At 67.5% G+C, this 26,794-nt stretch carries 22 protein-coding genes; 13 read left to right on the top strand and 9 right to left on the bottom strand.

Going from position 1 to position 26,794, the window contains the following annotated elements:
- Positions 1–5: 5 nt before the first annotated feature.
- Positions 6–224 carry a DUF7455 domain-containing protein gene (locus tag AC1REM_RS11990; RefSeq protein ID WP_204937359.1) on the bottom strand — a complete coding sequence of 73 codons (219 nt, stop codon included), beginning with the start codon at positions 222–224 and terminating at the stop codon, positions 6–8.
- Between the two features lie 178 nt (positions 225–402).
- Between AC1REM_RS11990 and AC1REM_RS11985 the strand changes: the two genes are divergently transcribed.
- Positions 403–2,532 (top strand): DNA gyrase/topoisomerase IV subunit B, encoded by a 2,130-nt coding sequence (locus tag AC1REM_RS11985; RefSeq protein ID WP_492515485.1) that lies wholly within the window; start codon positions 403–405, stop codon positions 2,530–2,532.
- The gene (locus AC1REM_RS11980) at positions 2,532–2,969 is read left to right on the top strand and encodes a GNAT family N-acetyltransferase (protein WP_492514820.1); all 438 of its coding nucleotides are present in this window, start codon (positions 2,532–2,534) and stop codon (positions 2,967–2,969) included. Before AC1REM_RS11985 ends, AC1REM_RS11980 begins: the two co-directional genes overlap by 1 nt.
- A 23-nt stretch (positions 2,970–2,992) precedes the next feature.
- Here the strand turns inward: AC1REM_RS11980 and AC1REM_RS11975 are convergent, their stop codons facing one another.
- Complete coding sequence (locus AC1REM_RS11975) at positions 2,993–5,437, bottom strand: DNA gyrase/topoisomerase IV subunit A (RefSeq protein ID WP_492514819.1); 2,445 nt, start codon at positions 5,435–5,437, stop codon at positions 2,993–2,995.
- Positions 5,438–5,535: 98 nt separating this feature from the next.
- Between AC1REM_RS11975 and AC1REM_RS11970 the strand changes: the two genes are divergently transcribed.
- Positions 5,536–6,663: an alkaline phosphatase family protein gene (locus AC1REM_RS11970; RefSeq protein WP_492514818.1), complete on the top strand. Its 1,128-nt coding sequence runs from the start codon at positions 5,536–5,538 to the stop codon at positions 6,661–6,663.
- Positions 6,664–6,670: 7 nt separating this feature from the next.
- Here AC1REM_RS11970 and sepH read toward each other — a convergent pair whose 3' ends face one another.
- Positions 6,671–7,795 (bottom strand): septation protein SepH, encoded by a 1,125-nt coding sequence (sepH, locus tag AC1REM_RS11965; protein ID WP_492514817.1) that lies wholly within the window; start codon positions 7,793–7,795, stop codon positions 6,671–6,673.
- A gap of 198 nt (positions 7,796–7,993) precedes the next feature.
- Here sepH and AC1REM_RS11960 point away from each other — a divergent pair, with 198 nt between their 5' ends.
- Complete coding sequence (locus tag AC1REM_RS11960; RefSeq protein WP_204937353.1) at positions 7,994–8,287, top strand: DUF4193 domain-containing protein; 294 nt, start codon at positions 7,994–7,996, stop codon at positions 8,285–8,287.
- 94 nt (positions 8,288–8,381) lie between these two features.
- Here the strand turns inward: AC1REM_RS11960 and AC1REM_RS11955 are convergent, their stop codons facing one another.
- Entirely contained in the window at positions 8,382–8,867 is a 486-nt protein-coding gene (locus AC1REM_RS11955) for a DUF3093 domain-containing protein (protein ID WP_492514816.1), read from the bottom strand.
- A gap of 13 nt (positions 8,868–8,880) precedes the next feature.
- Between AC1REM_RS11955 and dut the strand changes: the two genes are divergently transcribed.
- The 5 genes from dut (at position 8,881) to dxs (ending at position 15,804) form a co-directional block, all read left to right on the top strand.
- The gene (dut, locus tag AC1REM_RS11950) at positions 8,881–9,354 is read left to right on the top strand and encodes a dUTP diphosphatase (protein ID WP_492514815.1); all 474 of its coding nucleotides are present in this window, start codon (positions 8,881–8,883) and stop codon (positions 9,352–9,354) included.
- A 2-nt stretch (positions 9,355–9,356) separates the two neighbouring features.
- The gene (locus AC1REM_RS11945) at positions 9,357–9,938 is read left to right on the top strand and encodes a DUF3710 domain-containing protein (protein ID WP_489969514.1); all 582 of its coding nucleotides are present in this window, start codon (positions 9,357–9,359) and stop codon (positions 9,936–9,938) included.
- Positions 9,935–10,690 carry a DUF3159 domain-containing protein gene (locus AC1REM_RS11940; RefSeq protein WP_492514814.1) on the top strand — a complete coding sequence of 252 codons (756 nt, stop codon included), beginning with the start codon at positions 9,935–9,937 and terminating at the stop codon, positions 10,688–10,690. Before AC1REM_RS11945 ends, AC1REM_RS11940 begins: the two co-directional genes overlap by 4 nt.
- A 159-nt stretch (positions 10,691–10,849) precedes the next feature.
- On the top strand, positions 10,850–13,687 hold the full coding sequence (acnA, locus tag AC1REM_RS11935; protein ID WP_492515484.1) for an aconitate hydratase AcnA: 2,838 nt from the start codon (positions 10,850–10,852) through the stop codon (positions 13,685–13,687).
- 176 nt (positions 13,688–13,863) lie between these two features.
- Positions 13,864–15,804 carry a 1-deoxy-D-xylulose-5-phosphate synthase gene (gene dxs / locus AC1REM_RS11930; RefSeq protein WP_492514813.1) on the top strand — a complete coding sequence of 647 codons (1,941 nt, stop codon included), beginning with the start codon at positions 13,864–13,866 and terminating at the stop codon, positions 15,802–15,804.
- A gap of 13 nt (positions 15,805–15,817) precedes the next feature.
- On the opposite strand, the gene AC1REM_RS11925 is transcribed toward dxs, so the two are convergent.
- Positions 15,818–16,336 (bottom strand): hypothetical protein, encoded by a 519-nt coding sequence (locus tag AC1REM_RS11925; protein ID WP_492514812.1) that lies wholly within the window; start codon positions 16,334–16,336, stop codon positions 15,818–15,820.
- A 43-nt stretch (positions 16,337–16,379) separates the two neighbouring features.
- Between AC1REM_RS11925 and AC1REM_RS11920 the strand changes: the two genes are divergently transcribed.
- A complete protein-coding gene (locus AC1REM_RS11920; protein WP_492514811.1) occupies positions 16,380–16,952 on the top strand; it encodes a 2-phosphosulfolactate phosphatase in 573 nt (190 codons plus the stop codon).
- Between the two features lie 15 nt (positions 16,953–16,967).
- On the opposite strand, the gene AC1REM_RS11915 is transcribed toward AC1REM_RS11920, so the two are convergent.
- Complete coding sequence (locus AC1REM_RS11915; RefSeq protein WP_492514810.1) at positions 16,968–18,575, bottom strand: glycerol-3-phosphate dehydrogenase/oxidase; 1,608 nt, start codon at positions 18,573–18,575, stop codon at positions 16,968–16,970.
- Positions 18,542–19,141 carry a TetR/AcrR family transcriptional regulator gene (locus AC1REM_RS11910; protein ID WP_492514809.1) on the bottom strand — a complete coding sequence of 200 codons (600 nt, stop codon included), beginning with the start codon at positions 19,139–19,141 and terminating at the stop codon, positions 18,542–18,544. Before AC1REM_RS11910 ends, AC1REM_RS11915 begins: the two co-directional genes overlap by 34 nt.
- Before the next feature lie 20 nt (positions 19,142–19,161).
- Between AC1REM_RS11910 and AC1REM_RS11905 the strand changes: the two genes are divergently transcribed.
- Genes AC1REM_RS11905 through AC1REM_RS11895 form a run of 3 tightly spaced genes read left to right on the top strand, consistent with a single transcriptional unit; the run spans position 19,162 to position 23,333 of the window.
- On the top strand, positions 19,162–20,802 hold the full coding sequence (locus AC1REM_RS11905) for an FAD-binding oxidoreductase (protein WP_492514808.1): 1,641 nt from the start codon (positions 19,162–19,164) through the stop codon (positions 20,800–20,802).
- Between the two features lies 1 nt (position 20,803).
- Entirely contained in the window at positions 20,804–21,718 is a 915-nt protein-coding gene (locus AC1REM_RS11900) for a diacylglycerol/lipid kinase family protein (RefSeq protein WP_492514807.1), read from the top strand.
- Positions 21,711–23,333, top strand: a complete 1,623-nt coding sequence (locus tag AC1REM_RS11895) for a GMC oxidoreductase (RefSeq protein ID WP_492514806.1) — start codon at positions 21,711–21,713, stop codon at positions 23,331–23,333. Before AC1REM_RS11900 ends, AC1REM_RS11895 begins: the two co-directional genes overlap by 8 nt.
- Positions 23,334–23,384: 51 nt before the next feature.
- On the opposite strand, the gene AC1REM_RS11890 is transcribed toward AC1REM_RS11895, so the two are convergent.
- Both AC1REM_RS11890 and AC1REM_RS11885 read right to left on the bottom strand, forming a co-directional pair.
- On the bottom strand, positions 23,385–25,523 hold the full coding sequence (locus AC1REM_RS11890) for a 3-hydroxyacyl-CoA dehydrogenase NAD-binding domain-containing protein (protein ID WP_492514805.1): 2,139 nt from the start codon (positions 25,521–25,523) through the stop codon (positions 23,385–23,387).
- A 9-nt stretch (positions 25,524–25,532) separates the two neighbouring features.
- A complete protein-coding gene (locus AC1REM_RS11885; RefSeq protein ID WP_378788209.1) occupies positions 25,533–26,738 on the bottom strand; it encodes a thiolase family protein in 1,206 nt (401 codons plus the stop codon).
- Between the last annotated feature and the right edge of the window lie 56 nt (positions 26,739–26,794).

Genomic DNA, 26,794 nt, shown 5'->3' with positions numbered 1-26,794 from the left:
GCGCCTCAGACGGCCTCGGAGAGCCGGGCGGTCTCGTCGTGCCACGAGGTGGCGACGCTGCGAAGCTTCTCTTCGTACTTGCGACCGTGGTGGGCGCAGAAGAGCAGCTCGCTGCCATTGACGACCGCGGCGATGTACGCCTGCGCTCCGCAGGAATCGCAACGGTCCATGGCCGTGAGGCGGTGCTCAACGGCCGGTACTTCTCGTTCAGTCGTCGCGTTCATTTCATTGCCTCCTCGGGTATCGGATCGCTGTGGAACCGTGCTCAATACAACCACGCCTGGCTGGGAGTCATGCCCGCAAGACGGCGTGTTTCGCTCACCGCGTACCGCGGTCGGGCCAGGCCCCACACCCTGGGGAGTGTCGGCGGTGCGATGGACGCTCACGGCGATACGATGGGGAATTGTGACGTCCGAGTATTCCGCCCATCATCTGCAGGTTCTCGAGGGCTTGGAAGCCGTCCGCAAGCGTCCCGGCATGTACATCGGGTCGAACGGCTCGCCGGGGCTGATGCACTGCCTGTGGGAGATCATCGACAACTCCGTCGACGAGGCTGTCGCCGGCAACGGCACGCGCATCGACATCGTGCTGCATGATGACGGCAGCGTCGAGGTGCGCGACCGTGGTCGCGGTGTGCCCGTCGACGTCGAGCCGCGGACGGGACTGACGGGCGTCGAGGTCGTCTACACGAAGCTGCACGCCGGCGGAAAGTTCGGCGGCGGCTCCTACGCCGCCTCGGGCGGTCTGCACGGTGTCGGCGCCTCCGTCGTCAACGCGCTCTCAGAACGCCTCGACGTCGAGGTCGACCGAGGGGGCAAGACGTACGCGATGTCGTTCCACCGCGGTGAGCCCGGCATCTTCGCCGATGACGGCGCTCCGCGTCCAGACGCACCGTTCACGCCGTTCGAGGAGCGCAGCGAGCTGCGCGTGATCGGCAAGGCCGCGAAGGGTGTCACCGGCACCCGTGTGCGCTACTGGGCCGACCGTCAGATCTTCACGAAGGATGCTGCCTTCCAGCTGCCTGAACTGGAGACGCGCGCCCGTCAGACGGCCTTCCTCGTGCCCGGGCTGGAGCTCGTGGTCCGCGACGAGAGAGGTGCAGCCAGCGGCGCGGCGGGTGCCGAGGGCGACGCAACGTCGGATGTCGCCTCCGCCGCCGAGACCTCCTACCTGTACGAGGGTGGCATCAGCGAGTTCGTCGAGTACCTCGCGTCCGACGCCCCCGTCACCGACACCTGGCGGCTGCAGGGCGAAGGGCATTTCACGGAGACCGTGCCTGTGCTCCAGGCCGATGGCTCGATGCGGGCGACCGAGGTCGAGCGCACCTGCGCCGTCGACATCGCGATGCGCTGGGGAACCGGATACGAGACCACGACGCGGTCGTTCGTGAACATCATCTCGACGCCCAAGGGCGGCACGCACCAGCAGGGCTTCGAGCAGGAGCTGCTCAAGACCATGCGCGCCCAGGTGGAGCAGAACGCCCGCCGTCTGAAAGTCGGCAACGACAAGCTCGAGAAGGATGACGTCCTCGCCGGGCTCACGGCGGTGCTGACCGTCACGGTTCCCGAACCGCAGTTCGAGGGTCAGACGAAAGAAGTCCTGGGCACACCGGCCGTGCGTGCGATCGTCGCGAAGGTTGTTCGCACTGAACTCGCCGAGCGATTCACCTCGACCAAGCGTGACGACAAGAGCCAGGCGACGCAGCTGCTCGACAAGATCGTCTCCGAGATGAAGGCGCGTGTCTCTGCACGCGCACACAAAGAGACCCAGCGCCGTAAGAACGCACTCGAGTCCTCGACGTTGCCGACCAAGCTCGTCGATTGCCGTACCAATGACGTCGAACGCAGCGAACTGTTCATCGTCGAGGGCGACTCGGCCCTCGGCACCGCGAAGAACGCGCGCAACAGCGAGTACCAGGCGCTTCTGCCGATCCGAGGCAAGATCCTCAACGTGCAGAAGGCATCGGTCAGTGACATGCTCTCGAACGCCGAGTGCGCCTCGATCATCCAGGTGATCGGCGCGGGGTCCGGGCGTTCCTTCGACATCAGCGCCGCCCGCTACGGCAAGGTGATCCTGATGAGTGATGCCGACGTCGACGGCGCGCACATCCGCACCCTGCTGCTGACTCTCTTCTTCCGCTACATGCGCCCCCTGATCGAAGAAGGACGCGTGTTCGCCGCGGTGCCGCCGCTGCATCGCGTGATCGTCATCAACCCCGGGTCCAAGCCGAACGAGACGATCTACACGTACAGCGAGCAGGAGATGCACGCCCTGCTGGCGAAGCTCCGCAAGGCCGGCAAGCGGTGGCACGAGCCCCTGCAGCGTTACAAGGGCCTCGGTGAGATGGACGCCGAGCAGCTGGCCACGACGACGATGGACAAGTCGGGCCGTCTTCTTCGCCGCGTGCGCATGGAGGACGCGGAAGCCGCAGGTCGCGTGTTCGAACTCCTCATGGGCAACGAGGTCGCACCGCGCCGCGAGTTCATCGTCGACTCGTCCGACAGGCTGTCACGCGAGTCGATCGACGCCTGATGCTCGTCGACTCCGCGCCTCTGCTGCGCGAGGCAGTGCCGGACGACGTGCACGCCGTCGTCGCGCTCAAACGCGAGGTGCTGCGCGCTGACCTGGACCGACTCGGCATCTGGGATGAAGAGCGCTCGCGCGAGCGTGTGGAGCACTACTTCGCGCCCGAGCGCACGCGGATGATCGTTCTCGACGACCGCGTCGTCGGCACCGTCAGCGTTCGTCCCGCAGCAGATGGCACATGGTTGGAGATGTTCTACCTGCGCGCCGATGTACAAGGCCAGGGCATCGGAACCCAGGTGCTGCAGACACTGCTCGCGGAGACGCCCGGTATCTGGCGGCTGCAGGTTCTCTGCGGTTCGCCCGCGCGCTCACTCTACGAACGCCACGGTTTCGTCACTGTCGAGGACGACGGGATCGACGTGTGGATGGTGCGCACCGGCTGAGCCTGCGCGCACCATCTGCACGTTCAGACGATCGTGCGTCCGATGGATCCGATCACCGCGTCGAGCGCCTGACCGGAGGCGTCGCGCTTGGCTCCCGACTCGGGAAGCGTGCGTGCGGCGCCATCGTTGCCGACCGCGAGGGCAGGGGACTGCCCGACCCAGGCGAGGCGCAGACCCGTTTCGCCCTTGAGGAGGGCGTGGGCGCGGACGCCGCCGGTGGCGCGTCCCTTGCCCGGGAACTCTGCGAACTCGGAGACCTTCGCGCGTCCGGCATCCGCGCCCAGCAGCACATCGTCGGCACCCGAGATCGTGACGACTACGGCCTGATCGGCGTCCGTCACGACGGAGAAGGTGATGACCTCGGCCTGCGCTCCGAGCTTGACACCCGCCATGCCGCCGGCGGGTGCGCCCTGCGGACGGACAGCGGATGCCGCGAAGTGCAGGAGTTGCGCGTCCGAGGTGACGAAGACGAGCTCCGCATCGTCCGGAGCGGATCCAGCGCCGACGACGACATCGCCGGGCTTCATCCCGATGATCTCGAGCTCGGCCTTGTTGCTCGGAAGCGTCGACGGCACGATGCGCTTGACGATGCCGGTGCGTGTACCGAGAGCGAGGGGAGTCTCGTCGTCGAAGCGCATCAGCGCGACGATGCGCTCGCTCTTGTCGAGCAGCCCGATGTAGTCACGCAACGCGACGCCGGCGGCGAGATGCACCGACGCGGGCGGCACGGAGGGCAGATCGACAGGGGAGAAGCGCAGTACACGGCCCGCGGAGGTGACGGCACCGATCTCGCTGCGCGTCGTGGTCTCGAGCGTCGAGACCACGGCGTCGTGCTTGCTGCGCCGACCTGCCGCAGTGAGCTCCTGGCCATCGGCGAGATCAACGCGCACCGCACGACCCGTCGTAGAGAGCACGACGACCGTCGGGGTGTCGGCGATCTGCAGATCGACGGCGCCCTTCGTCGCGCGCGGCTTCGGAGGCGCAGCGTTCAGCAGAAGCGTACGGCGGGGAGTCCCGTAGGCCTCCGCCGCGGCGTCGAGTTCGGTGGCGACCTGTGCGCGCAGCAGCGCGTCGCTGCCGAGGAGCTCCTTGAGAGCGGCGATCTCGGCCTGCAGCTTGTCGCGTTCCGCCTCGAGCTCGATGCGGGAGAACTTCGTCAAGCGACGCAGACGCAGTTCGAGAATGTACTCGGCCTGCACCTCACTGAGCTCGAAGACCTCACGCAACCGGGTGCGGGCCTGCTCCGAATCGTCGGAGGAGCGAATGAGCTGGATGACCTCATCGATGTCGAGGATCGCGAGCAGGAGTCCTTCGACGAGGTGCAGCCGCTCTTCGCGTCGCGCCAGACGGTAGCTGCTGCGGCGTGTGATGACCTCGAGACGGTGCTTGATGTAGACCGCGAGCAGATCGCGCAGTCCGAGCGTGCGCGGCTGTCCTTCGACGAGCGCGACGTTGTTGATGCTGAAGGAGTCCTCCAGCGGCGTGAGCCGGTAGAGCTGCTCGAGGACGGCATTGGCATCGAAGCCCGTCTTGATGCCGATCTGAATGCGAAGTCCGTGGTGACGGTCGGTCAGATCGGTGACATCGCTGATGCCCTGCAGCTTCTTCGCCTGCACCGCGTCGCGGATCTTCTCGATCAGACGCTCGGGGCCGACGTTGTACGGCAGCTCGGTGACGACGATGCCGGTGCGGCGCGGACCGAGCGGTTCGACAGAGACCTTGCCGCGCACCTTGAGCGCCCCGCGTCCGTTGGCGTACGCATCCTTGACGCCGTCGAGACCCATCAGGATGCCGCCGGAGGGGAAGTCCGGGCCGGGCACGAACTCCATGAGCTCTTCCGTCGTGGCATCCGGATTCTCGAGCAGATGAATGGCGGCGGCGACGACCTCGATGAGGTTGTGCGGTGCCATGTTGGTCGCCATGCCGACGGCGATTCCGCTGGCACCGTTGACGAGGAGGTTCGGGAAGGCGGCGGGCAGCACAGCAGGCTGCTGGAACTGACCGTCGTAGTTGGGGATGAAGTCGACGACGTCTTCGTCGAGGCTCTCGGTCAGCGCGAGAGCGGAGGCGGCGAGGCGCGCCTCGGTATAGCGGGAGGCGGCCGGGCCGTCATCGAGTGAACCGAAGTTTCCGTGTCCGTCGACGAGGGGTACACGCAGCGCGAAGTCCTGCGACAGGCGTACAAGTGCGTCGTAGATCGCGGAGTCGCCGTGCGGGTGCAGCTTTCCCATGACCTCGCCGACGACGCGGGCGCTCTTCACGTGGCCTCTGTCGGGGCGCAGACCCATCTCCGCCATCTGGAACAGGATGCGACGCTGCACCGGCTTGAGCCCGTCACGAGCATCGGGCAGCGCCCGCGAGTAGATGACCGAGTAGGCGTACTCGAGGAACGAGCCCTGCATCTCGGTCGACAGGTCGATGTCTTGAATGCGCTCGTCAACCGGTTCGGGTGCGGGGGTGCGGGGCATGTGCTTCCTGCTCGCCAGAGTTCGGATGGGCGGGCCGTGCGGAGGGGATGCCTCGACGCCAGGCTCTGAGCCGCCTCACGTGTGCGAAACTGGCTCAGATGTCTCTCATGCTACCGGCCGAGGCGCCCTCTGCCCGGCAAATCTCCGGGGTGGCGGCTGACCTGCGCGGTGCGATCGCCGGTCTGCCCAGCGCTCTGCCACGCGTGCGTTCGACGGTTCTCATCGTCGTCGATGGATTGGGAATGCTGCAGTTGCGCGCCCATGCCGGTCATGCGCGACGCCTCACGGCCGGCATGGGGAAGAAGGACGTCGCGTACTCCGTCTTCCCTTCGACGACCGCCTCCGCCCTCACGACGCTGCTCACCGGGGTCGAGCCCGGTGAGCACGGGCTCGTCGGCTATCGCGTGCTGGACCGCGAGAGGGACCGCCTCGTCAACATGCTCAGCGGCTGGGAGAGCGACAAGCTCGATGCACGCGTCTGGCAGCCGGTTCCGACCGTATTCGAGACAGCGGCAGAGGCCGGGCATCCGGTGTTCGCCGTGGGGCTGCCGGTCTACGCCACCACGGGATTCACCCAGGCCACGCTCCGGGGCGCGACCTTCTTCGGGCAGTGGAACGCACGCGACCGCGTCGCCCAGGCCTACCAACTCGCTGCCGAGCACGAGGGTGCGCTCGTCTACTGCTATCTGCCGGAGGTCGACAAAGCCGGACACAAGCACGGCGTCGACTCCACCGAGTGGCTGCACGCACTGGAAGACCTCGACTCGGCCTTCGCCCAGGCGGTGCCGCCCGGCGTGGGCGTGCTCGTCACCGCCGACCACGGGATGATCGACGTGCCGCGGCACCGCCATCTCATCATCGACGAGGGCGATCGGATGCTCGACGGCGTGCGGCACTTCGGGGGAGAGCCCCGCATGCTGCACGTCTACCTGGAGCCGGATGCGTCCGTTGCGACGGTGCGCGATATCTGGCGTGCGGGCACGGAGAAGATCGCCGACGTGCTGACGGGTGACGAGGCCGTCGCTGCGGGCCTGTTCGGGGCGGCGCTTGCGCCGGGAGTGCGAGAGCGGATCGGCGATCTCGTGATCCCCGCACGCGGCATCTGGGCACTCTATGACGGCACCGCGGAGGATCAGCGAGCGCAGACCATGGTCGGACAGCACGGCTCTCTCACTCCCGAAGAGCGTCAGGTTCCGTACCTGCGCTTCGGGGCGTTCGCGCAGTAGCTTCTCGTCAGTCGTCGGTGCGTGCGCCGAAGACGATCTCGTCCCACGACGGCATCTCGGTTCGGCGCTTGCGACGTGCCGAACCTTCTGCTTCCGAGGGTGCCGGTGCGGATGCCCCAGCCGGCGCGGGCTTCTTGTGCTCGAACGGGCGAACCGGGCGATGGGTGGGTTCGGCCGCAACCTCGACGTCGTCGTGTGCCTCGGCATCGTTCTCCGACGGCGCGGACCCGAAACCGTCGAAGAGCGCGATCGGGCTGTTTCCCTCGCTCGGCGTCGGAGTCTCTTCGATCGTGGGTGCGGCTTCGCGCTGACCGCGACGGCGGCGCAGCGCCTCGAGGAGATCGGCGGTCTCCGCATTCGTCGCGGCCGCGGCGGGGGCCCGGTTCGTCGCAGCCTCCTGCACGGAGGGAGCCGAGCGTGGCGCGGGTCGCTCCTCGACCTCGGGTTCAGCGGGGGGAGCGGCGACCAGGCGCGGGCCGAAGGCTCCGGAGTCGAAACGCGTGTCGTCCTTGTACGGCGATGCCGGCCGGTCCTTGTCGAGCGCACGGAGTCGGGGGATCAGGCCCTCGGGCAGTGCGCCCTGGCGGGAGAGCTGCGTCGCATCCTGATTCAGGGGGGCGAGCGCGCTCCGGCGCGGGTCGAAGCTCCATCGGGCGTCGTGGTCGACGTCGTTCGCGGTGAACTCGAGCTTGATGATCCAGCCGGACTGCTCTTTCCAGCTCGCCCAGCGCTCACCCGTTGCGACGAGGTCGGCGAGCTTGGCGCGGATGGCTACGCCGAACGTCGGCTGCGCATCGGGCTCGACCTCGCTGCCGATCAGCACCGGCACAGCCAAGGCCTGATCGACGATGTGCTCGCGCTCCGCGAGGACCGGACCTTCGAAGCGGGTGACGTCTTCCAGGCGCACACCGAGGAGCTCGGAGACCTCCGCCGCAGACAGGCCGGCACGGATGTGCGTCTGGATCTCACGCGGGCTCGCGGCGAGCGCGGGCGCCGCCGGAGTGCGCGGAGCAGATGCGCGGCGGAACTCAGCGCGCAGGACGTCGTCGATGGGGAGCGCGAAGCGCGCACCAGACTCCGTCGCGAGCACGAGAAGGTTGTCCTCTGTGCCGACGATTGTGACGTGTTCCATGCGATGCCCCTCTGGATGGGTGTTCACATATGGTGTCATGACGGGTGCGCGACAGCCGGGAATACTCTGGGCGCGCCGCGAGTTTCTCCGGGTGCGGCAGAAGGCATTTGCGAAACGCTTCCGGTTCATGCAAACTGTCGCCGCCGATACCCACAGGCACTACCCGCCACTCGCACGATGAAAGTGGAGATTTTCCGCATGGCAACCGATTACGACGCACCCCGCAAGAGCGAAGACGACAGTGAGTCGATCGAGGCACTCAAGGAGCGCGTCCCCGACAAGCTGTCGGGATCCGTCGACGTCGAAGACTCTGACAACCCCTCCGGTTTCGAGCTTCCCGGCGCTGACCTTTCCGACCTGGAACTCGATGTCGTCGTGCTGCCCCCGCAGGACGACGAGTTCACCTGCATGAGCTGCTTCCTCGTGAAGCACCGCTCGCAGCTCGACCACGAAGAGGCATCCGGCGCGATCTGCAAGGAATGCGCAGCCTGACCTCATACGCATAACGCGCCTTGATCCCGTCGCATGAGCGATGGAGCAAGGCGCGTTTCGCGTTCTCGGAGGCAGGCCGAGCGCGGGTGGCGAATTAAGGGACCGGAGTCGTCGCGTTCTCGCGTGCGAGACGGATCGCGGCGGCGAGCCGGTCCGGCGTGCGGGTGGAGATCGTCCACGAGGGCGCCGGATCGTCGGGATCGGTGATCGGGACGACGAGCACACCGTTGATTCCGCCCCGGATCAGGTGCCACCCGCGGGCGGGCAGCTTCGGGCCGCGTGCGGCGCGTGCGTCTTCACCCGTGAAGGCTTCGGGTTCGCCGAGCCACTGTGCATCGATGCGCGCACGGCCGGCATAGAGCATCCGCCCTTCCACCCGTACCTGCGGGGACAGCAGGATGAGCAGGCCCAAGATCGCGGCAGTGCCCAACGCGCCCAGGATCAGAGCCAGCGTCGAGTTCAGTGGGGTGAACGTCAGGGCGATCATCGGGCCGCCGACGGCGGCGGCAAGGAACACCCAAAGACTGGGTGCGAGGCGCTCTCGATAGATCGGGCGCGTGTCGGGGGCGGCGTTCTGCATTAGCCTCTTTCTCGTGACCGAAATCGTCGATGTTCCTATTATCGCGCCCGTCGTGCCCGCGTATGCCCACGAGGGTGACGCCGGAGCCGACCTCGTCGCCGCCGAAGCCCTCGTGCTTCAGCCCGGTGAGCGCGCTCTCGTCGGAACCGGCGTGCGCATCCAACTCCCGCTCGGCTACGCCGCATTCGTCGTACCGCGCAGCGGTCTTGCGACGAAACACGGCATCACGATCGTCAACTCGCCCGGCACCGTCGACGCCGGCTACCGCGGCGAGATCAAGGTGACCCTGCTCAACACCGACCTGCGCGAACCTTATGAGATCGCTGTCGGCGATAGGATCGCCCAGCTCATCGTCATGCCGGTCACCCGCGCACGTTTCCTTCCGGTCGACTCGCTCGACGACAGCGACCGGGGTGCCGGCGGATTCGGTTCCACCGGCTATCAGCACCAGAGCACAGCCGCAGTCGCGGCGGATGCGGAGAGATGAGCATGACTGACGATCTGACTTCGGGCGGCCTGGCCGATCGCGCCACCGCAGGGCCCTTCGACGAGGCCGAGGCCAATCCGGTCCGTCCCTACATCGACCTCGGTGGCATCAAGATCCTTCCGCGCGAGGGGCTGAACCTGCGTCTCGAGGTCGAGGAGCAGACCAAGCGCATCGTCGCGGTGAGCCTGGACTACGCGGACTCCTCGCTGCAGGTGCAGCCGTTCGCGGCACCGCGCTCCACAGGGCTGTGGGAGGAGACACGGGCGCAGATCCGTGAGCAGGTCACGCAGCAGGGCGGTCGCGTCGAGGAGCGTGAGGGGCCCCTCGGGCCGGAGCTCCTGGCCGAGGTGCCCACGGTCGCCGGCGCTGACGGCTCCGCCACGCGTCTGGCGCGCTTCATCGGCGTCGACGGGCCACGGTGGTTCCTGCGCGGCGTGATCGGGGGAGCAGCAGCATCCGACCTCGACGCCGCCGCACAGGTCGAAGACCTGTTCCGGTCGATCGTGGTCGTCCGCGGTGGCACTCCGATGCCGCCGCGCGACCTGATCCCGCTGCGAATGCCCGCGACGCCCGGCTCGGCGTGAGCACCGCGTCCCACGAACCGGCGCGCGAGCCGGACGAGACCACGCAGGACGCGCCCTCGACGAGTGCCGTGCTGGGAGCTGCGCTCGGCAGCGCTGCGCAGCGTCTCGGCATCGACCCGGCGGCGCAGGAGAGCACGGGGCACGTCGTCTGGAAGGCCATGGGCGGATGGCGCGGCGTGCTGGAGTCGGTGCTTCCCAGCCTGGCTTTCGTCGTGCTCTACACGATCGTCCCAGAGCCGCTGTGGCTCTCGCTCGGCGTCTCGGTAGGCATCGCCGCGCTCTTCTCGCTCGTGCGCATCCTGCAGAAGTCTCCGCCCTCCGCCGCCCTCGGCGGCCTGGTCGCCGCGGGCGGCGCTGCCGCTCTCGCGCTGTGGACCGGACGCGGGCAGGAGACGTTCGTCCCTGGCTTCTTCACGAACTCGATCTACGGTGCCGCGCTCCTGATCTCCGCCCTCGTCGGCTGGTCGCTCATCGGGCTCGCGGTGGGCTTCCTGATGCAGGAGGGCACCGCGTGGCGCGCGGATCGTCGCAAGCGGCGGGCGTTCTTCTGGCTCACGATCGCCTGGGCATCGCTGTTCTTCCTGCGCCTCGGTGTTCAGCTTCCCCTGTACTTCGCCGGACATGTGACGACGCTCGGAACTCTGAAGATCGCCATGGGCCTTCCGCTGTTCGCGCCCATGGTCGCGGTGACCTGGCTCGTCGTGCGTGCACTTTATCCACGCCACGCCCCGGCGCAGGAGTCTTCGTCCTGACAGCGTGCTAGATTTATCTTGACATCAAGATAAATTGACGCCTTTTGCTCTTCGCTGGGTCAGCGCACACTGGTTAGGTACGCCTTGCTAGCCGTCGCTCGCCATGGCGAGCAATATTGAGGGCGTCGAGCGCCGCCATCAGACCCAGAAGGAGACGGAATCGTGTCCACGGTGAACAGCTTTGGTGCCAAGAGCACCCTGAAGGTCGGCAGTACCGACTACGAGATCTTCCGTTTGGACGCGGTGGAGGGCTACGACAAGCTGCCCTTCAGCCTCAAGGTCCTGCTGGAGAACCTTCTCCGCACCGAAGACGGTGCGAACGTGACGAAGGCCCAGATCGAGGCCCTCGGTTCCTGGGATGCTGCGGCAGAGCCCGACACCGAGATCCAGTTCACGCCCGCCCGTGTGGTCATGCAGGACTTCACCGGTGTGCCCTGCATCGTCGACCTCGCCACGATGCGCGAGGCGGTGACCGCTCTCGGCGGCGACCCGAAGCGCATCAACCCGCTCTCGCCCGCTGAGATGGTCATCGACCACTCGGTCATCGCCGACCTCTTCGGCACCGAGAACGCTCTCGAACGCAACGTCGAGATCGAGTACGAGCGCAACGGTGAGCGCTACCAGTTCCTGCGCTGGGGCCAGACGGCGTTCGACGACTTCAAGGTCGTGCCCCCGGGAACGGGAATCGTGCACCAGGTCAACATCGAGCACCTGGCGAAGGTCATCTATGACCGCACCAACGGCGGCGTTCTGCAGGCTTACCCCGACACCTGCGTCGGCACGGACTCGCACACGACCATGGTCAACGGCCTGGGTGTGCTCGGCTGGGGCGTCGGCGGTATCGAGGCAGAGGCAGCCATGCTCGGCCAGCCCGTCTCGATGCTCATCCCGCGCGTCGTCGGCTTCAAGCTGACGGGCGAGATCCCGGCAGGCGTCACCGCGACCGACGTCGTCCTGACGATCACCGACATGCTGCGTCAGCACGGTGTGGTCGGCAAGTTCGTCGAGTTCTACGGCGCCGGTGTCGGCTCCGTGCCGCTCGCGAACCGCGCCACGATCGGCAACATGAGCCCCGAGTTCGGCTCGACGGCCGCGATGTTCCCCATCGACGACGTCACCCTCGACTACCTGCGCCTCACGGGCCGCAGCGAGGAGGCCGTCGCGCTCGTCGAGGCCTACGCCAAGACGCAGTCGCTCTGGCACGACCCGTCGAAGGAAGCCGTGTACAGCGAGTACATGGAGCTCGACCTCGGCACCGTCGTTCCCTCGATCGCCGGTCCGAAGCGTCCGCAGGACCGCATCCTCCTCTCCGACGCCAAGTCGCAGTTCGAGAAGGACATCCTGAACTACGCTGAGCCGTCGACCACCGACGACATCGTCGACCTCGAGTCGAAGCACTCCTTCCCGGCATCCGACCCCGGTTCGGTTCCTGGCGAGGAAGAGCCGACGACGCGTCCCGTGCACATCAACAGCGGCGCGCCGGCCTCGGCCTCCAAGCCGGTCCACGTGCACACGCCTGCCGGTGTCGACTACACGCTCGACCACGGCGCGGTCACGCTCGCAGCCATCACCTCCTGCACCAACACCTCGAACCCGTCGGTCATGATCGCCGCCGGTCTGGTGGCACGGAAGGCACTGGAGAAGGGCTTGAAGCAGAAGCCGTGGGTCAAGACCACGCTCGGCCCCGGCTCGAAGGTCGTCACGGACTACTACGAGAAGTCCGGTCTCGACAAGGACCTCGAGGGCCTCGGCTTCTACACGGTCGGCTACGGCTGCACGATCTGCATCGGCAACTCGGGACCGCTGATCGAAGAGGTCTCGGCCGCGATCAACGAGAACGACCTCGCCGTGACGGCAGTCCTCTCGGGTAACCGCAACTTCGAGGGTCGCATCAGCCCCGACGTGAAGATGAACTACCTGGCGAGCCCGCCGCTGGTCATCGCCTACGCGCTTGCCGGCTCGATGAACTTCGATTTCGAGGCCGACGCGCTGGGCAAGGACCACGACGGCAACGACGTCTTCCTGAAGGACATCTGGCCTGCGCCGGAAGAGGTGCAGGCGATCGTCGACTCCTCGATCTCGCGCGAGCAGTTCATCAAGCAGTACGCCACCGTCTTTGACGGTGACGACCGCTGGCGCAACCTGCCGACGCCGACCGGTCCGATCTTCGAATGGGACGCGGATTCGACCTACGTGCGCAAGGCGCCGTACTTCGACGGCATGACCATGGAGCTCACCCCGGTCTCCGACATCACGGGTGCACGCGTCATGGCGGCACTGGGCGATTCGGTCACGACCGACCACATCAGCCCTGCCGGAAACATCAAGGCGGGCACCCCGGCGGCGCAGTACCTCACCGAGCACGGTGTCGGACAGCGCGACTTCAACTCCTACGGCTCGCGTCGTGGAAACCACGAGGTCATGATCCGCGGCACGTTCGCGAACATCCGTCTCAAGAACGAGCTCGTCCGTGCGGTCAACGACGGCCAGGTCGTCGAGGGTGGCTTCACCCGCGACTTCACGAAGCCCGAGGGCCCGCAGTCGTACATCTACGACGCCTGCCAGAACTACCAGGCCGAGGGCACCCCGCTCGTCGTCTTCGGTGGCAAGGAGTACGGCTCCGGCTCGTCGCGTGACTGGGCAGCCAAGGGCACGAGCCTCCTGGGCGTCAAGGCTGTCATCACCGAGAGCTTCGAGCGTATTCACCGCTCGAACCTGATCGGCATGGGTGTCGTCCCGCTGCAGTTCCCCGCAGGCGAGAGCTGGGCATCGCTCGGCCTCGACGGCACCGAGATCATCTCGATCGAGGGCCTGACGCAGCTGAACGAGGGCATCACGCCGAAGACGGTCCGGGTCACCGCTGTTCCGAGCGAGCACTCGCCGGCCGGCAAGCAGCCCATCGAGTTCGACGCCGTGGTTCGCATCGACACCCCCGGTGAGGCGGACTACTACCGCAACGGCGGCATCCTGCAGTACGTGCTGCGCTCGCTCGTCTGAGTCGCGTACAACACGCATGAGGAAGGCCCGGATGCTTCGGCATCTGGGCCTTCCGGCGTATCGTGCGGCTCGATGCCACGCGGGTGCTGCTCGGGGAGCTCTCGGCTCTGCGCGGTAGACTTTAAGTTCGATCACGCACCCGCGTGACGCGATCGCCGAGTCGAAGAGGAGCGTCGATGCCGATTCTGCCGAGCATCACCGGACCGCGAGATCTCGACCGTCTGACTCCACAGCAGCTCACGCAGCTCGCAGAGGAGATCCGCGGATTCCTCGTCGAGAACGTTGCGCGCACGGGAGGGCACCTCGGCCCCAATCTGGGTGTGGTCGAGCTCACGATCGCCCTGCATCGTACGTTCTCGTCGCCGGACGATCCGATCATCTTCGACACCGGACACCAGTCGTACGTGCACAAGATGCTGACCGGTCGACAGGACTTCTCCGCACTGCGTTCGCGGGGCGGCCTCGCCGGCTACCCGCAGCGCTCCGAGAGCGCCCACGATGTCGTGGAGTCCTCGCACGCCTCGAGCTCGCTGAGCTGGGCGGATGGCATCTCTCGTGCGTTCACAGCGACCGGCCGCGCAGATCGACATGTCGTCGCGGTCGTCGGCGATGGCGCCCTCACCGGGGGGATGACCTGGGAAGCGCTCAACAACATCACCGACGACAACGACCGCAACCTCGTGATCGTCGTCAATGACAACGGACGCTCCTACGCTCCGACGATCGGCGGGATGTCCCGCTATCTGAACCGGGTGCGCACCGCAGGCGCCTACAAGGACCTGCACCGCAAGTCCGACCGTCTCTTCCGCGCGTTCGGGCCCTTCGGGCGTGCTGTCTTCCGCGGGGTGCGCGGCGGCACCCATGGGTTCCTGTCGCGCTTCACGAACAACGCGGCGCTGTACTCGAACCTCGACATCAAGTATCTCGGTCCCGTCGATGGACATGACCTTCCTGCGCTGCTGGAGACCCTCGCTCTCGCGAAGTCGTACGGGGCGCCCGTGATCGTCCACGTCATCACCGAGAAGGGGCGCGGCTACCAGCCGGCGCTCGACGATGAGGCAGACCAGTTCCACGCGGTGGGACGAATCGACCCGAAGACCGGCGGTGCGCTGTCCTCCGACACGCGAGGCTGGACTGACGTCTTCGCCGATGCGCTCGTCGACGTGGGGGCACGCGATCCGAAGGTCATCGCAATGACCGCTGCGATGCTGCGTCCCACCGGGCTCGCACCGTTCGCGGAGCGATTCCCGGATCGTGTCTACGATGTCGGCATCGCCGAGCAGCACGCCGTGGCCTCCGCTGCAGGCCTCGCCTACGGCGGCCTGCACCCCGTCGTCGCGATGTACGCGACGTTCATGGGTCGCTCGTTCGACCAGGTTCTGATGGACGTCGGTCTGCACAGGGCCGGGGTGACCTTCGTGCTCGACCGCGCGGGCGTGACGGGTCCGGACGGCCCGAGTCATCACGGCATCTGGGATCTCTCGATGCTGCAGATCGTGCCGAGCATCCGCATCGCTGCGCCGCGCGATGCGGCACGTCTGGCGGAGACGCTCGACGAGGCCGTCGCGGTGGATGATGCGCCGACCGTGATCCGGTTCCCGAAGGGGGCGGTGAGCGCGGAGATCCCCGCCATCGAACGGCTGAGCGACGGTGTCGATGTGCTGTCGCGCGGCGAGGGCGAAGACGTGCTGCTGGTCGGCATCGGCCCGTTCGCGAGCCTCGCCCTGGATGTTGCTGCGCGACTGCGAGCGCAGGGCATCGGTGCCACGGTCATCGACCCGCGCTGGGTGATTCCGGTACAGCCGTCCCTTGTGGAACTGGCTGCGCATCATCGCCTCGTGATCACGCTGGAGGACGGCATCCGGGTGGGAGGCATCGGCACCCGAGTGCGCCAAGTGCTCCGTGAGGCGGGCGTCGACACGGCCGTGGACGAGCTCGGTCTTCCCGATGCCTACATCGACCACGCGAGCCGCGAGGAGATCTTGGAGGACGCGGGACTCACCGCGTCGAAGATCGCGCATGACGTCGTCGCCCAGGTGCTCGGGACCCGCATCCCGATCGCACGCCCCGCAGGCGAGACGGGTGCGATCGACCTGCCGCTGCACGAGCGCCATTGAGGCGAAGGCTGCGCTAGAGCGGCGCGAACTCCGCTTCCCGCCGCGACTGACGGACGGTCCACCCCCAACCGGCGACGACGGCGATGGCTGAGCCGACTGCAATCACTGCGAGGTACGGCGACGTCAGAGCGCTGCTGATCGGCGTGCCGAAGAAGGCGAGATACGCGGCCGTGAGCGCAACAGCCCATACCGCGCCGTAGACGGCGAAGACAGCGAGGTGGACCCAGACTCGCCGCACGCCTGCGAGGGAGGCTCCGATCAGCCAGGCCAGCGGCGCTCCCGCGAGCGACGCGACGGTGATCGCCAAGGCGCCGAGGGGGAGGCCGTACATCAGGGAGACGATGATCATGGAGAGCGGAGGACCCCACGGTGGCCCGGAATTCGCGACCGCCACGTACACCAGCGCGCCGGTGAGCAGAATCATCGCGCTGCCCCATGCCGCGCGGACTCCGCGCCAGAACTCGCGCCGACTGAACGCCATCGGCCGTTCCTCAGTGCGGATACCGACCGGGCTCTCCGTCCGCAGGATCATGGGCTCACGCTATCGCAGGCGCACAAGTGCATAGACTCGTGGAGTGAACAGCCGCCCCATGGATCAATCGACCTATCAGGTTCGTTTCGACTGGGGCAGTGCGGGTATTCGTCGCCTTGCATCGACGGACATCGTTGTGCTGGTGGATGTGCTCGAAACGCAGCCGGATGCGGATGCTGCGGCGCTGCGGGCCCTCGCCGAGGAGAGCCCCGCTCTCGTGTGCGAAGGCTCGCTCCGAAACGCGAGCGCGGTCGCGGAAGCAATTCTGCAGGAACAGGTGCGGCGCGATCGCCGCACGAGCGTGTCCCTCATCGCGGTGGGGGACAGCGACGACGCCGGTCCCCGCTTCGCGGTCGAGGATTCGCTCGCGGCCGGTGCCATCATCGAGGCGCTCATCGCTCGGGGGATCGACCATGCCTCGCCCGAGGCGATGGTCGCGGCGGAGGCGTTTCGCGGTCTGCGAGGCGCACTGCGGCATCTGATCAGCGCGAGCGGTTCCGCGCGGGCGCTGCGCGCCGCCTCGACGAACTCGGTGGCCGCGGAGACGATGATCGCTGCGGCGCGCGATCACGACGCCGATCAGCACGTCCGCTGGAGCTCCCACCACGCTCGCTGACGGGCCGAGCGCCGCTCAGCCCCACGTCGCCAGCGCCTCGCCTACGAGCGTGGACACCGTGTCCTCGGCACGCCACCGGTCCTCCGGGACGAGCCCGATGCGAGTTCGTCGGTCGAGCACATCATCGGCATCGAGCGCACCCTCCTGCGACACCGCGAAGTCGATCTCCGCTCGGGTGACATCGAGGCCGTCGGCGATCACGTCGGTCGGCCGTGCGCAGGACGCGGTGTCGAACACCGCCGCAGCCTCGGCGCCGAAGCGCGCGACGAGTGAGGGAGGGAGGCCTGTCGCCGTGCTCTGGCTCGCCTTGATCGGCGAGCCGGGGGCGCCGACGAGGGGGAGTCGAGGCGTCACACAGGGAATCGCCTGAAGGCCGTGCTCAACGCACGCGCGATCGACGGCGTCCTGCGCCATGGCCCGATACGTCGTGAGCTTCCCGCCGAGGATCGCGATGACACCGTCGTCGCCCACGCGGGTGAGGTGGCGGCGGGACACATCGGCGCTGGAACCGGACGCCGCGGATTCCGCAGTCTCCACGAGAGGCCGGAGTCCGGCGAAGGCTCCGCGCACATCGGTGCGGTCGAGGGGGGACTCGAGCACCGAGGAAAGTGTGGTGAGGAGGAAGTCGATCTCCGCCTCGGTGGGCACCGCCACATCGGGGACGGGGCCTGGGGCATCCTCGTCGGTGAGCCCGACGATCACCCGTCCGAGCTGCTGTGGCAGTGCGAAGACAAATCGACTGATGGATCCGGGATGCGGGACCATGAGTGCGGCGGCAGGCGAGCCCAGGCGCGCGGCGTCGAGCACGATGTGGGTGCCGCGGCTCGGCCGGACGCGGATGTCATCGTCGAGTGTTCCGGCCCAGACTCCGGTCGCATTGATGACAGCCCGTGCGCGAAGGTGCAGCGTCTCGCCGGTGAGCCTGTCTTCGACGGTCGCGCCGTCGCCGGCGATGCGGGTCGCGCGCACCCGCGTGAGAATGCGCGCTCCGAAGGCGGCGGCCGTGCGCGCGATCGCGACCACGAGCCGCGCATCGTCCACGAGCTGTCCATCATGGGAGACGACGCCGCCGCGCAGGCCGTCCGCGTTGAGGGCCGGTGCGAGCTCATACGCACGCTGCGCGCTGATCAGGCGCGGCGGGGCCAAGCTCGCGGCGCGGGTGCCCGCCAGCATCCGCAGTCCATCGCCGAGTCCCATGCCGAGGGTACCGAAGAAGCGCTGACGTCCGCTCACCGCGGGCGTGAACGGCAGCACCTGGGGGAGTGATCGGATCAGGTGCGGGGCGATCGTCGTCAGCAGCAGGTGTCGTTCGCGCGCACTTTCCCGTGCGGTGGCGATGTCGCCGGTAGCGAGGTATCGGAGGCCCCCGTGGACGAGCTTCGAGCTCCACCGACTCGTGCCGTGCGCGAGATCGTGCGCTTCGACGAGGGTGACGCGCAGCCCGCGGGAGGCGGCGTCGAGGGCAACGCCTGCCCCGGTCACGCCACCTCCGATCACGAGCACATCGAGCGGATGCGCCGAGGTGCCGAGCTCGTCGAGTTCACGCGTGCGCCGTGCGGCGTTGAGCGCGGCCGAGTGGGATGCGATGGTCAGGGGCGCAGATGTCCGTCGAGGGCGTGCCATAGTTCTGTTCTCCAGTTCGCCTCGTCGATGAGGGAAGCCACGGTGTTGTGCGACAGGATCGCCGACTGTGCGATGAGCAGCAGCATGACGGCGATCTGGTCCGGAGCTCCGGCGCGGACACTGCCATTCCGCTGCGCCTGCGCGATCGCATCCGAGAGCCACCGCAGGATCGCTCGCTGGCTCGCGCCGATGCGGTGGAGGGTGTAGCGGGTGAAGACCTCGGGGTGCGATTCGAGGAGGGCGCCATACAGCTCGTCGGCGCGGAAGAGCTCGGAGAAGCGCAGCACGTCATCGACGATCGACGCACGTGTCGTGGCGAGCGCATCGAACTTCTCGAGAATGCGCAGCGCCGCGCGCAACAGCACGGCGCGAGTGATCTCGTCCGCGCCGGGCCAGCGACGGTAGATCGTGGGGCGGCTGACCTCTGCGCCGCGCGCGATGTCGGCGACTGTCACCGCGTTCACGCCGCGGGTGCGGATCAGCTGGGCTGCCGCATCGAGAATGCGATGCTCGGTGGCGTCCCAGTCGGTTTCCGTTCCCGACGAGGATGCGTGACGTTTTTCCATGATGTGTCACACTGTAACGCATGAACGATGTGCATCCCGCAACGCAGCGAGACGGTGTCACCCCGATGCGGTGGAACGGCTGGGGCGATCCCGCCAAGGCGAAGGAGCTTCCCTTCGCGGTTCGCGCGCTTCTTCCTGTGCTGCTCGGACGGGTGCCCAAGCCCCCCACGCCGGTGGAGCTCGCCGACGTGCGCATCGCGGACTCTGCCCTCACCGACGCCGATCTTGGGGCATTCCGTGGCGCTCTCAGCGCCGATCGCGTGCGTACCGATGCCGAGAGTCGTCTTCGTCACGCGGGTGGCCGATCGACGCCGGATCTGCTGCGTCGTCGGCGTGGAGAGCAGGCGGTACCGGATGCGGTGCTCCTGCCCACCACCCACGACGAGGTCGCTGCTTGTCTGGCGGTGGCCGTTGATCGCGACCTTGCCGTCATCCCCTTCGCCGGGGGCACGAGTGTGGTGGGCGCACTCGATCCGGAGCGAGGAACCCACCGGGCCGTCCTCAGCCTCGATCTCACGCGCCTCAGCGGGCTCGTGCGCCTCGACCCGGTCGCCGGCGAGGCCGTGCTGCGAGCCGGGACCACCGGCCCCGAGGCGGAGCGTCTGCTCGCCGAGCACGGCTTCGAACTGGGCCACTACCCGCAGAGCTTCCGCTACGCAACGATCGGCGGGTTCGCTGCATCTCGCTCCTCGGGGCAGAATTCCGCGGGCTTCGGTCGCTTCGAGAACATGGTCGTGGGTCTTCGCGTCGTCACGCCGACAGGGGACATCGAGCTGGGACGCTCCCCGGGAACAGCAGCCGGTCCGGACCTCATGCGGCTGTTCCTGGGCTCCGAGGGAATCTTCGGCGTCATCACCGAGGTGCGTCTGCGCGTCCATCCGCTTCCGGAGCAGCGTCTGTTCGAATCCTGGACGTTTCCGAGCTTCGAGTCCGGCACAGAGGGACTGCGCCTCGTCACCCAGGAGGGCGGTGGCGCGACCGTGCTTCGTCTCTCGGATGAGGCTGAGACGAGTGTGAGCCTCGCCCAGATCGGCAAGATCGGCAAGGCGATGGCGAAGGGGGCCAGCGCGATCACGGTCTACGAGGGAGCGAACATCGCGGAGCGCCGTGCGCGGGTCTCCGCTCTGCTGAGGTCGGCGGGCGGCACCAGCACGGGGGAGAGCGCGGCAGAAGAGTGGCTGGAGGGGCGCTTCGACGGTCCGTATCTGCGCGACTCGCTGCTCGACGCGGGCGTCTTCTGCGAGACCTTGGAGACCGCGACGACGTGGTCCAACCTGCACGCGCTGCGGGATGCCGTGACCAGCGCGCTCAAGGACGGCTTCACGGACGCCGGTGCGAAGAGCTTCATCATGTGCCATGTCTCGCACGTGTATCCGACGGGGGCGTCGCTGTACTTCACGATTCTCGCGGGTGTCCGCGGCGACCAGCTCGCTGTCTGGGAGGACGTCAAGAGCCGCGTCAACGACGCGATCATCGCCACAGATGGCACGATCAGCCATCATCATGCGGTGGGCCGCGACCACGCGCCGTGGCTGGCCGAAGAGATCGGCGAGACGGGCGTGCGGATCATCGCCGCCGTGAAGCGTGAGCTCGATCCGACCGGTATCCTCAACCCGGGCGCGGTCATCGCAGACCCGTGCGCGAGCACGAGAGGCTCCTGATATGTCCGGCCACATCGCGGTGGTCTCCAACCCGTACGCCGGTCGCGGCCGTGGCGGCACGGCGGCTGAGGTCGCTCTGGCGCATCTGCGCGCGCTCGGGGCGGAGGTGCGCGCCTACGAGGGCTCTTCCGCCGATGACACACTTCGGCTGACATCCGAAGCGCTGGCGGAGCATCCGGCGGCTCTCGTCATCGTCGGCGGCGACGGCACCGTGACCGGAGCGCTCGACGTGCTCTGCGCGTCCGATGTCCCGCTCGTCCTCGTCCCCGCGGGCACCGGCAACGACCTGGCGCGAGCGCTCGGACTGCCTCGCGATGATCCTGCGGCCGCGGTGGAGCTCGCGCTGCACGGCGTCGCCCGCCCCATGGACATCGGCGAGGTTCACAGTGGCGGACGTTCCACGCTGTTCCTGACGGTCGCCGCCCTCGGATTCGACGCGAAGGTGAGCGATCGCACAAATCGACTGCGCTGGCCGAAGGGCGCGCTTCGCTACTACCTCGCGCTGTTGATCGAGGTGGCGCGCCTGCGTCCGACGGCATTTCGCATCTCGTTCGACGGGGCAGACGTCGTAGAAATGCCCGGGACTCTCGTCGCCGTCGGCAACACCGCCAGCTATGGCGGGGGCATGCCGGTCTGCGCAGGGGCGCGTCCCGATGACGGCTGGATGGATGCTGTGCACGTCGCGCCTCTCGGGCGACTGCGCCTCATTCGCCTGTTCCCGCTCCTGCTGACAGGCACTCATCTGACGCGTCCCGAGGTCGTGCACCGGCAGGTGCATGAAATCGAGGTTTCGGCGCCGGACCTCGTGGTCTATGCCGACGGCGAGCGCGTGGGGGCGGTGTCCTGTCGGATAACGCAGCGCCCGAGGGCCCTTCGTGTCATGGTTCCCGCGTCGGACGGAGCGCAGCATGGCTGAGTTCGATGAAGACGTCATCGTGATCGGCTCGGGGTTCGGCGGCTCGGTCACCGCGCTGCGCGCCGCCGAGAAGGGCTACCGTGTTCGTGTCCTCGAAGCAGGACGCCGATACGAAGACGAAGACTTCGCGAAGACCTCATGGAACCTGCGCCGCTACCTCTGGGCGCCCGCCTTCGGATGCTTCGGGATCCAGCGGATCCACCGGCTCCCTCATGTGATGATCCTGGCGGGTGCGGGCGTCGGGGGCGGCTCCCTGAACTATGCCAACACGCTGTATCAGCCGGGAGCAGAGTTCTTCCGCGATCCGCAGTGGAAGGCCATCGCCGACTGGGACACAGAACTCGCCCCGCACTACGCCGAGGCGAAAAGGATGCTCGGCGTCGTCGAGCACTACCCGCATTTCGGCCCGGTCGAACGCATCATGCAGGGAGCCGCGGAGGATCTCGGTGTCGGAAGCACCTTCCGTCGAGCACCCGTCGGCGTCTATTTCGGTACGCCGGGGGAACGCGTTGCAGACCCCTTCTTCGAAGGTCAGGGTCCGGCGCGCACCGGATGCACGCTGTGCGGCAACTGCATGGTCGGCTGCCGTGTGGGAGCGAAGAACACGCTCGTCAAGAACTACCTCGCCCTCGCCGAGCGACGAGGCGTCGTCGTCGAGGCGCTGCGCACGGTCACCGAGGTGCGGGAGCGGCCAGGAGGCGGCTATGTCGTCACGTCAGAGCGCAGCGGCGCCTGGATGGGGCGAGACCGCCGCACGACGACCGCCGCGCAGGTGGTCTTCGCCGCTGGCACCTGGGGGACCCAGCAGCTGCTGCACCGCATGAAGCAGAGCGGCACGCTGCCGCGCATCTCCGACCGCATCGGCAGCCTGACCCGCACGAACTCGGAAGCGCTTGACGGCGCCGTCGCGGTGGCGGTGCCCGAGTCGCTGGGTCTGGCGAGCGGCGTCGCGATCACGACTTCATTCCATGTCGATGAGCGCACGCACGTCGAGAACGTCCGCTACGGGCCCGGCTCCAACCTCATGGGCGCGCTGGCGACGATCATGGTTCCCGGAGACATCTCCCTCGCCCGCAGGCTGGGCCTGCTGATCCGGCGGATGCTGCGCGCCCCGCTGCGCCAGGCGAAGCTCGGTTCTCTTCGGCGGTGGAGTGAGCGCGGCATCATCGCGCTCGTCATGCAGACAGCGGACAACTCGCTCACCCTCTCGTTGAAGAAGCGCTTCGGCCGGCACGTTCTGACGAGCGCCCAGGGACATGGCGCGCCGAATCCGAGCTCGCTCCCCGAAGCCCATCGCGCCGCCACGGCGATCGCGGCCCGCATGGCAGACGAGGGCGGTGTACCTGCCGAGGCCCGCGGTTCGTGGCCAGAGGTCTTCGGAATCCCGCTGACGGCCCACTTCCTCGGCGGGGCGGTGATCTCAGCGACGCCCGAGGACGGCGTCATCGACTCCTACCATCGCGTGTGGGGGCATCCGGGACTCTTCGTCATCGACGGCGCCGCGGTACCCGCGAACCCCGGAGTCAATCCCTCGCTGACAATCACCGCTCTCGCAGAACGCGCGCTGTCGTACTGGCCGCGCGTGGGCGAACCGGACACGCGTCCCGGACAGTGACGAAGGCGGGGTCGCATCCGCTGATGCGACCCCGCCTTCTCCTGCCCTGACTCAGCGCGCTTCCACGCCCCGGATCATCGGGGTGTGGAACGATCCGCCGAAGGCGCGCTCAGACGCCCCCTCTCGGTCGAGATAAGGCGATGCCCCACCGTCGATGAACGGCCAGCCGGCGCCGAGGATCAGACAGAGATCGATGTCCTCGACCTCGGGCACGACATGCTCATCGAGCATGACCTTGATCTCCTGGGCCAGCCCGTCCTGCACGCGGCGCAGAATCGTCGCCTCGTCCACCGGCGTGGACTCCGTCTCGAGGATCTTCTGCGCGGCCTTCGTCCAGCCGGTCACGCGTCCGCCCTTGTCCTTCTCGATCACGGCCTCCAGCTCAGCGAGACGGTGGAAGTTCGCGTTCGCGTAGAACCGATCCGGGAAGGCGCGAACCATGGTGTCCTGCACGTGAGCGGCGACCTTCCATCCGACCAGGTCGATCAGCTGGAAGGGGCCCATCGGGAGGCCGAGCGGCGCGAACGCCTTCTCGACCGTCGTGATCGGGGTGCCTTCGTAGACGGCGCGTGCCGCCTCGCCCATCACCTTGGCGAGCAGGCGGTTCACTACGAAGCCCGGGGCATCCGCCGTGAGCACCGCATTCTTGCCGAGGCCCTTCGCGACCACGAACGCCGTCGACAGGCTCTGCTGGTTGGTGACCGGGGTCTTCACGATCTCGATCAGCGGCATGACCGCGACCGGGTTGAAGAAGTGGAAGCCCACGAGACGCTCGGGATTCGTCAGCGCCGAACCGATCTCTTCGACCGACAGCGAGGAGGTGTTCGTCGCGAGGATGGCGTCCGGCGCGATGTGCTGCTCGATCTCACGGAAGACGGCCTGCTTGACGCCGACCTCCTCGAAGACGGCCTCGATCACGAAGTCGCAGTCCGCGTACTCGCTCTTGTCGACGGTGCCGCGAACGAGCCCGCGCAGTTTGCTGGCGGTGTCGGCATCGAGGCGGCCCTTCGCCTCGAGCTTGCCGATCTCCTCGTGGATGTACGCCACGCCCTTGTCGACGCGCGCCTGGTCGAGGTCTGTGATCAACACGGGAACCTGCAGCTTGCGCACGAACAGCAGCGCGAACTGGCTGGCCATCAGGCCCGCTCCGATGATGCCGACCTTGGTGACCTTCCGTGCAAGGTCCTTGTCGGGTGCGCCGACAGGACGTTTCGCGCGCTTCTGCACGAGATCGAATGCGTACATCGACGCGGCAAACTGGTCGCCGACCACGAGGTCAGCCAGCGCTTCGTCTTCGCGAGCGAAGCCCTCTGCCTTGGTGCCGCTCTTCGCCTTGTCGAGCAGGTCGAGGGCGAGGTAGGGCGAGCGGGGGACGGTGCCGATCTTCGACTCGAGCATGCCGCGAGCCATCTTGATCGCGATAGGCCACTTAGTCAGGCGCTCGATCTTGCCCGGCTCGTTCTTGCGCTCGACCTTCTTGCCGCCGAGGACCGCATCCGCCCACGCCAGGGAGTTCTCGAGGTAGTTCGCTGCGGGGAAGATCGCGTCCATGATGCCCAGATCGAACGCCTGCTGCGGCTTGAGCATGCGGTTCTGCTTGAGCGGATTGGAGATCACGACCTCGAGGGCATTCTCGATGCCGATGAGGTTCGGCAGGAGGTAGGCGCCACCCCAGCCGGGGATGATTCCGAGGAACACCTCGGGCAACGCGATCGCCGCTGCCGAGGCATCCACCGTCCGATAGGTCGAGTTCAGTGCGATCTCGAGGCCACCGCCGAGTGCGAGTCCGTTCACAAAGGCGAACGACGGAACACCCAGGTCCCCGAGCTTGCCGAGCACCTTGTGCCCGAGCTGCGCGATGAGCCGCGCGTTGTCCCGCGAGCCCACCTTGGAGATGTCGGAGAGGTCCGCTCCGGCGGCGAGGATGTACTGCTTGCCCGTGATTGCCACAGCCTGGATCTCACCCGCTGCCGCTCGCGCCTTCAACCCATCCAGCGTCTCTCCGAGCTCGGTCAGAGCCGCAGGGCCCAAGGTGTTCGGACGCGTGTGGTCGCGACCATTGTCGAGGGTGATGAGAGCGAGTGTCTTGCCCGATGCGAGGCGGATGTCACGCGTCGGCGAGTGCGTGATGACTTCGCCCTCCGTGAGTGCCTGAATGGGGGAGAAGTCGATCGCGTCGTAGTTGGTCATGTCGGTGGCCTACTTCTTCTTCTTGCCGTCGTAGTGAGGGTTCTCCCAGATGACGCTGCCGCCCTGGCCGAGTCCGACGCACATCGCGGTCAGGCCGTAGCGCACGTCGGGACGCTCCGCGAACTGAGCCGCGAGCTGGATCATCAGGCGCACGCCGGATGCGGCGAGGGGGTGGCCGAGCGCGATCGCACCGCCCCAGGCGTTCACGCGCGGGTCGTCATCGGCGATGCCGAAGTGATCGAGCAGCGAGATCACCTGGATCGCGAACGCCTCGTTGAGCTCGAACAGGCCGATGTCGGAGATGTCGAGTCCGGCCTTCTTCAGCGCCTTCTCGGTCGACGGGATCGGGCCGATGCCCATGATCTCCGGCTGCACCCCGGCGAAGGCAAACGACACCATGCGCATCTTGGGTGCGAGGCCGAACTCCTTCACTGCGCCGCCACCGGCGAGCAGCGACATCGTCGCGCCGTCGGTCAGCGGCGAGGAGGTGCCGGCGGTGACACGACCGTGCGGGCGGAAAGGCGTCTTCAGCGCCGCGAGGTCTTCCATGGTCGTCTGCGGGCGACGACCCTCGTCTTCGGTCGCGAGGCCCCAGGCGCCATCCGCGCCCTTGATTGCGACGGGCACGAGGTCGGGCTGGATCTTGCCAGCGTCGTAGGCGGCCTGCACCTTGTGCTGGCTCAGCATGCCGAAGCGGTCCGAACGCTCCTTGGTGAGGTGCGGGAAACGGTCGAAGATGCGCTCGGCCGTGACACCCATGTTGAGGGCGCCCGGGTCGACCATCTTCTCCGCGACGAAGCGCGGGTTGGGGTCGGCGTTGCCTCCGATCGGGTGGTGGCCCATGTGCTCCACACCGCCGGCGATGGCGAAGTCGTACATGCCGACACCAATAGATGCGCCCATCGTGGTGACGCTCGTCATGGCACCCGCGCACATGCGCTCCACGGCAAGGCCGGGCACGGTGTTGGGAAGCCCGGCGAGGATCGCCACCGAACGACCCAGCGTGAGTCCCTGGTCTCCGGTCTGCGAGGTCGCGGCGATCGCCACGTCGTCGATCCGGTCCGCGGGGACGGAGGAGTTGCGCTCCATCAGCCCGATCGTCGCCTTGACCGCCAGGTCATCGGCGCGGGTGTTCCAGTACATGCCTTTTTCGCCGGCGCGTCCAAACGGGGTACGCACGCCATCGACGAAGTAGACGTCCGAGATCTCGGCCACTTTGCCTCCAGGTATCAGGTTGAGACCAGCCTAGGAGGGGCGATGGGGTGAGAGGA

Source organism: Microbacterium sp. GW823-FHT02G05, assembly GCF_058797175.1.
Note: the sequence above shows the minus strand (reverse complement) of the source record. Positions and strands in the feature narration are given on the sequence as shown.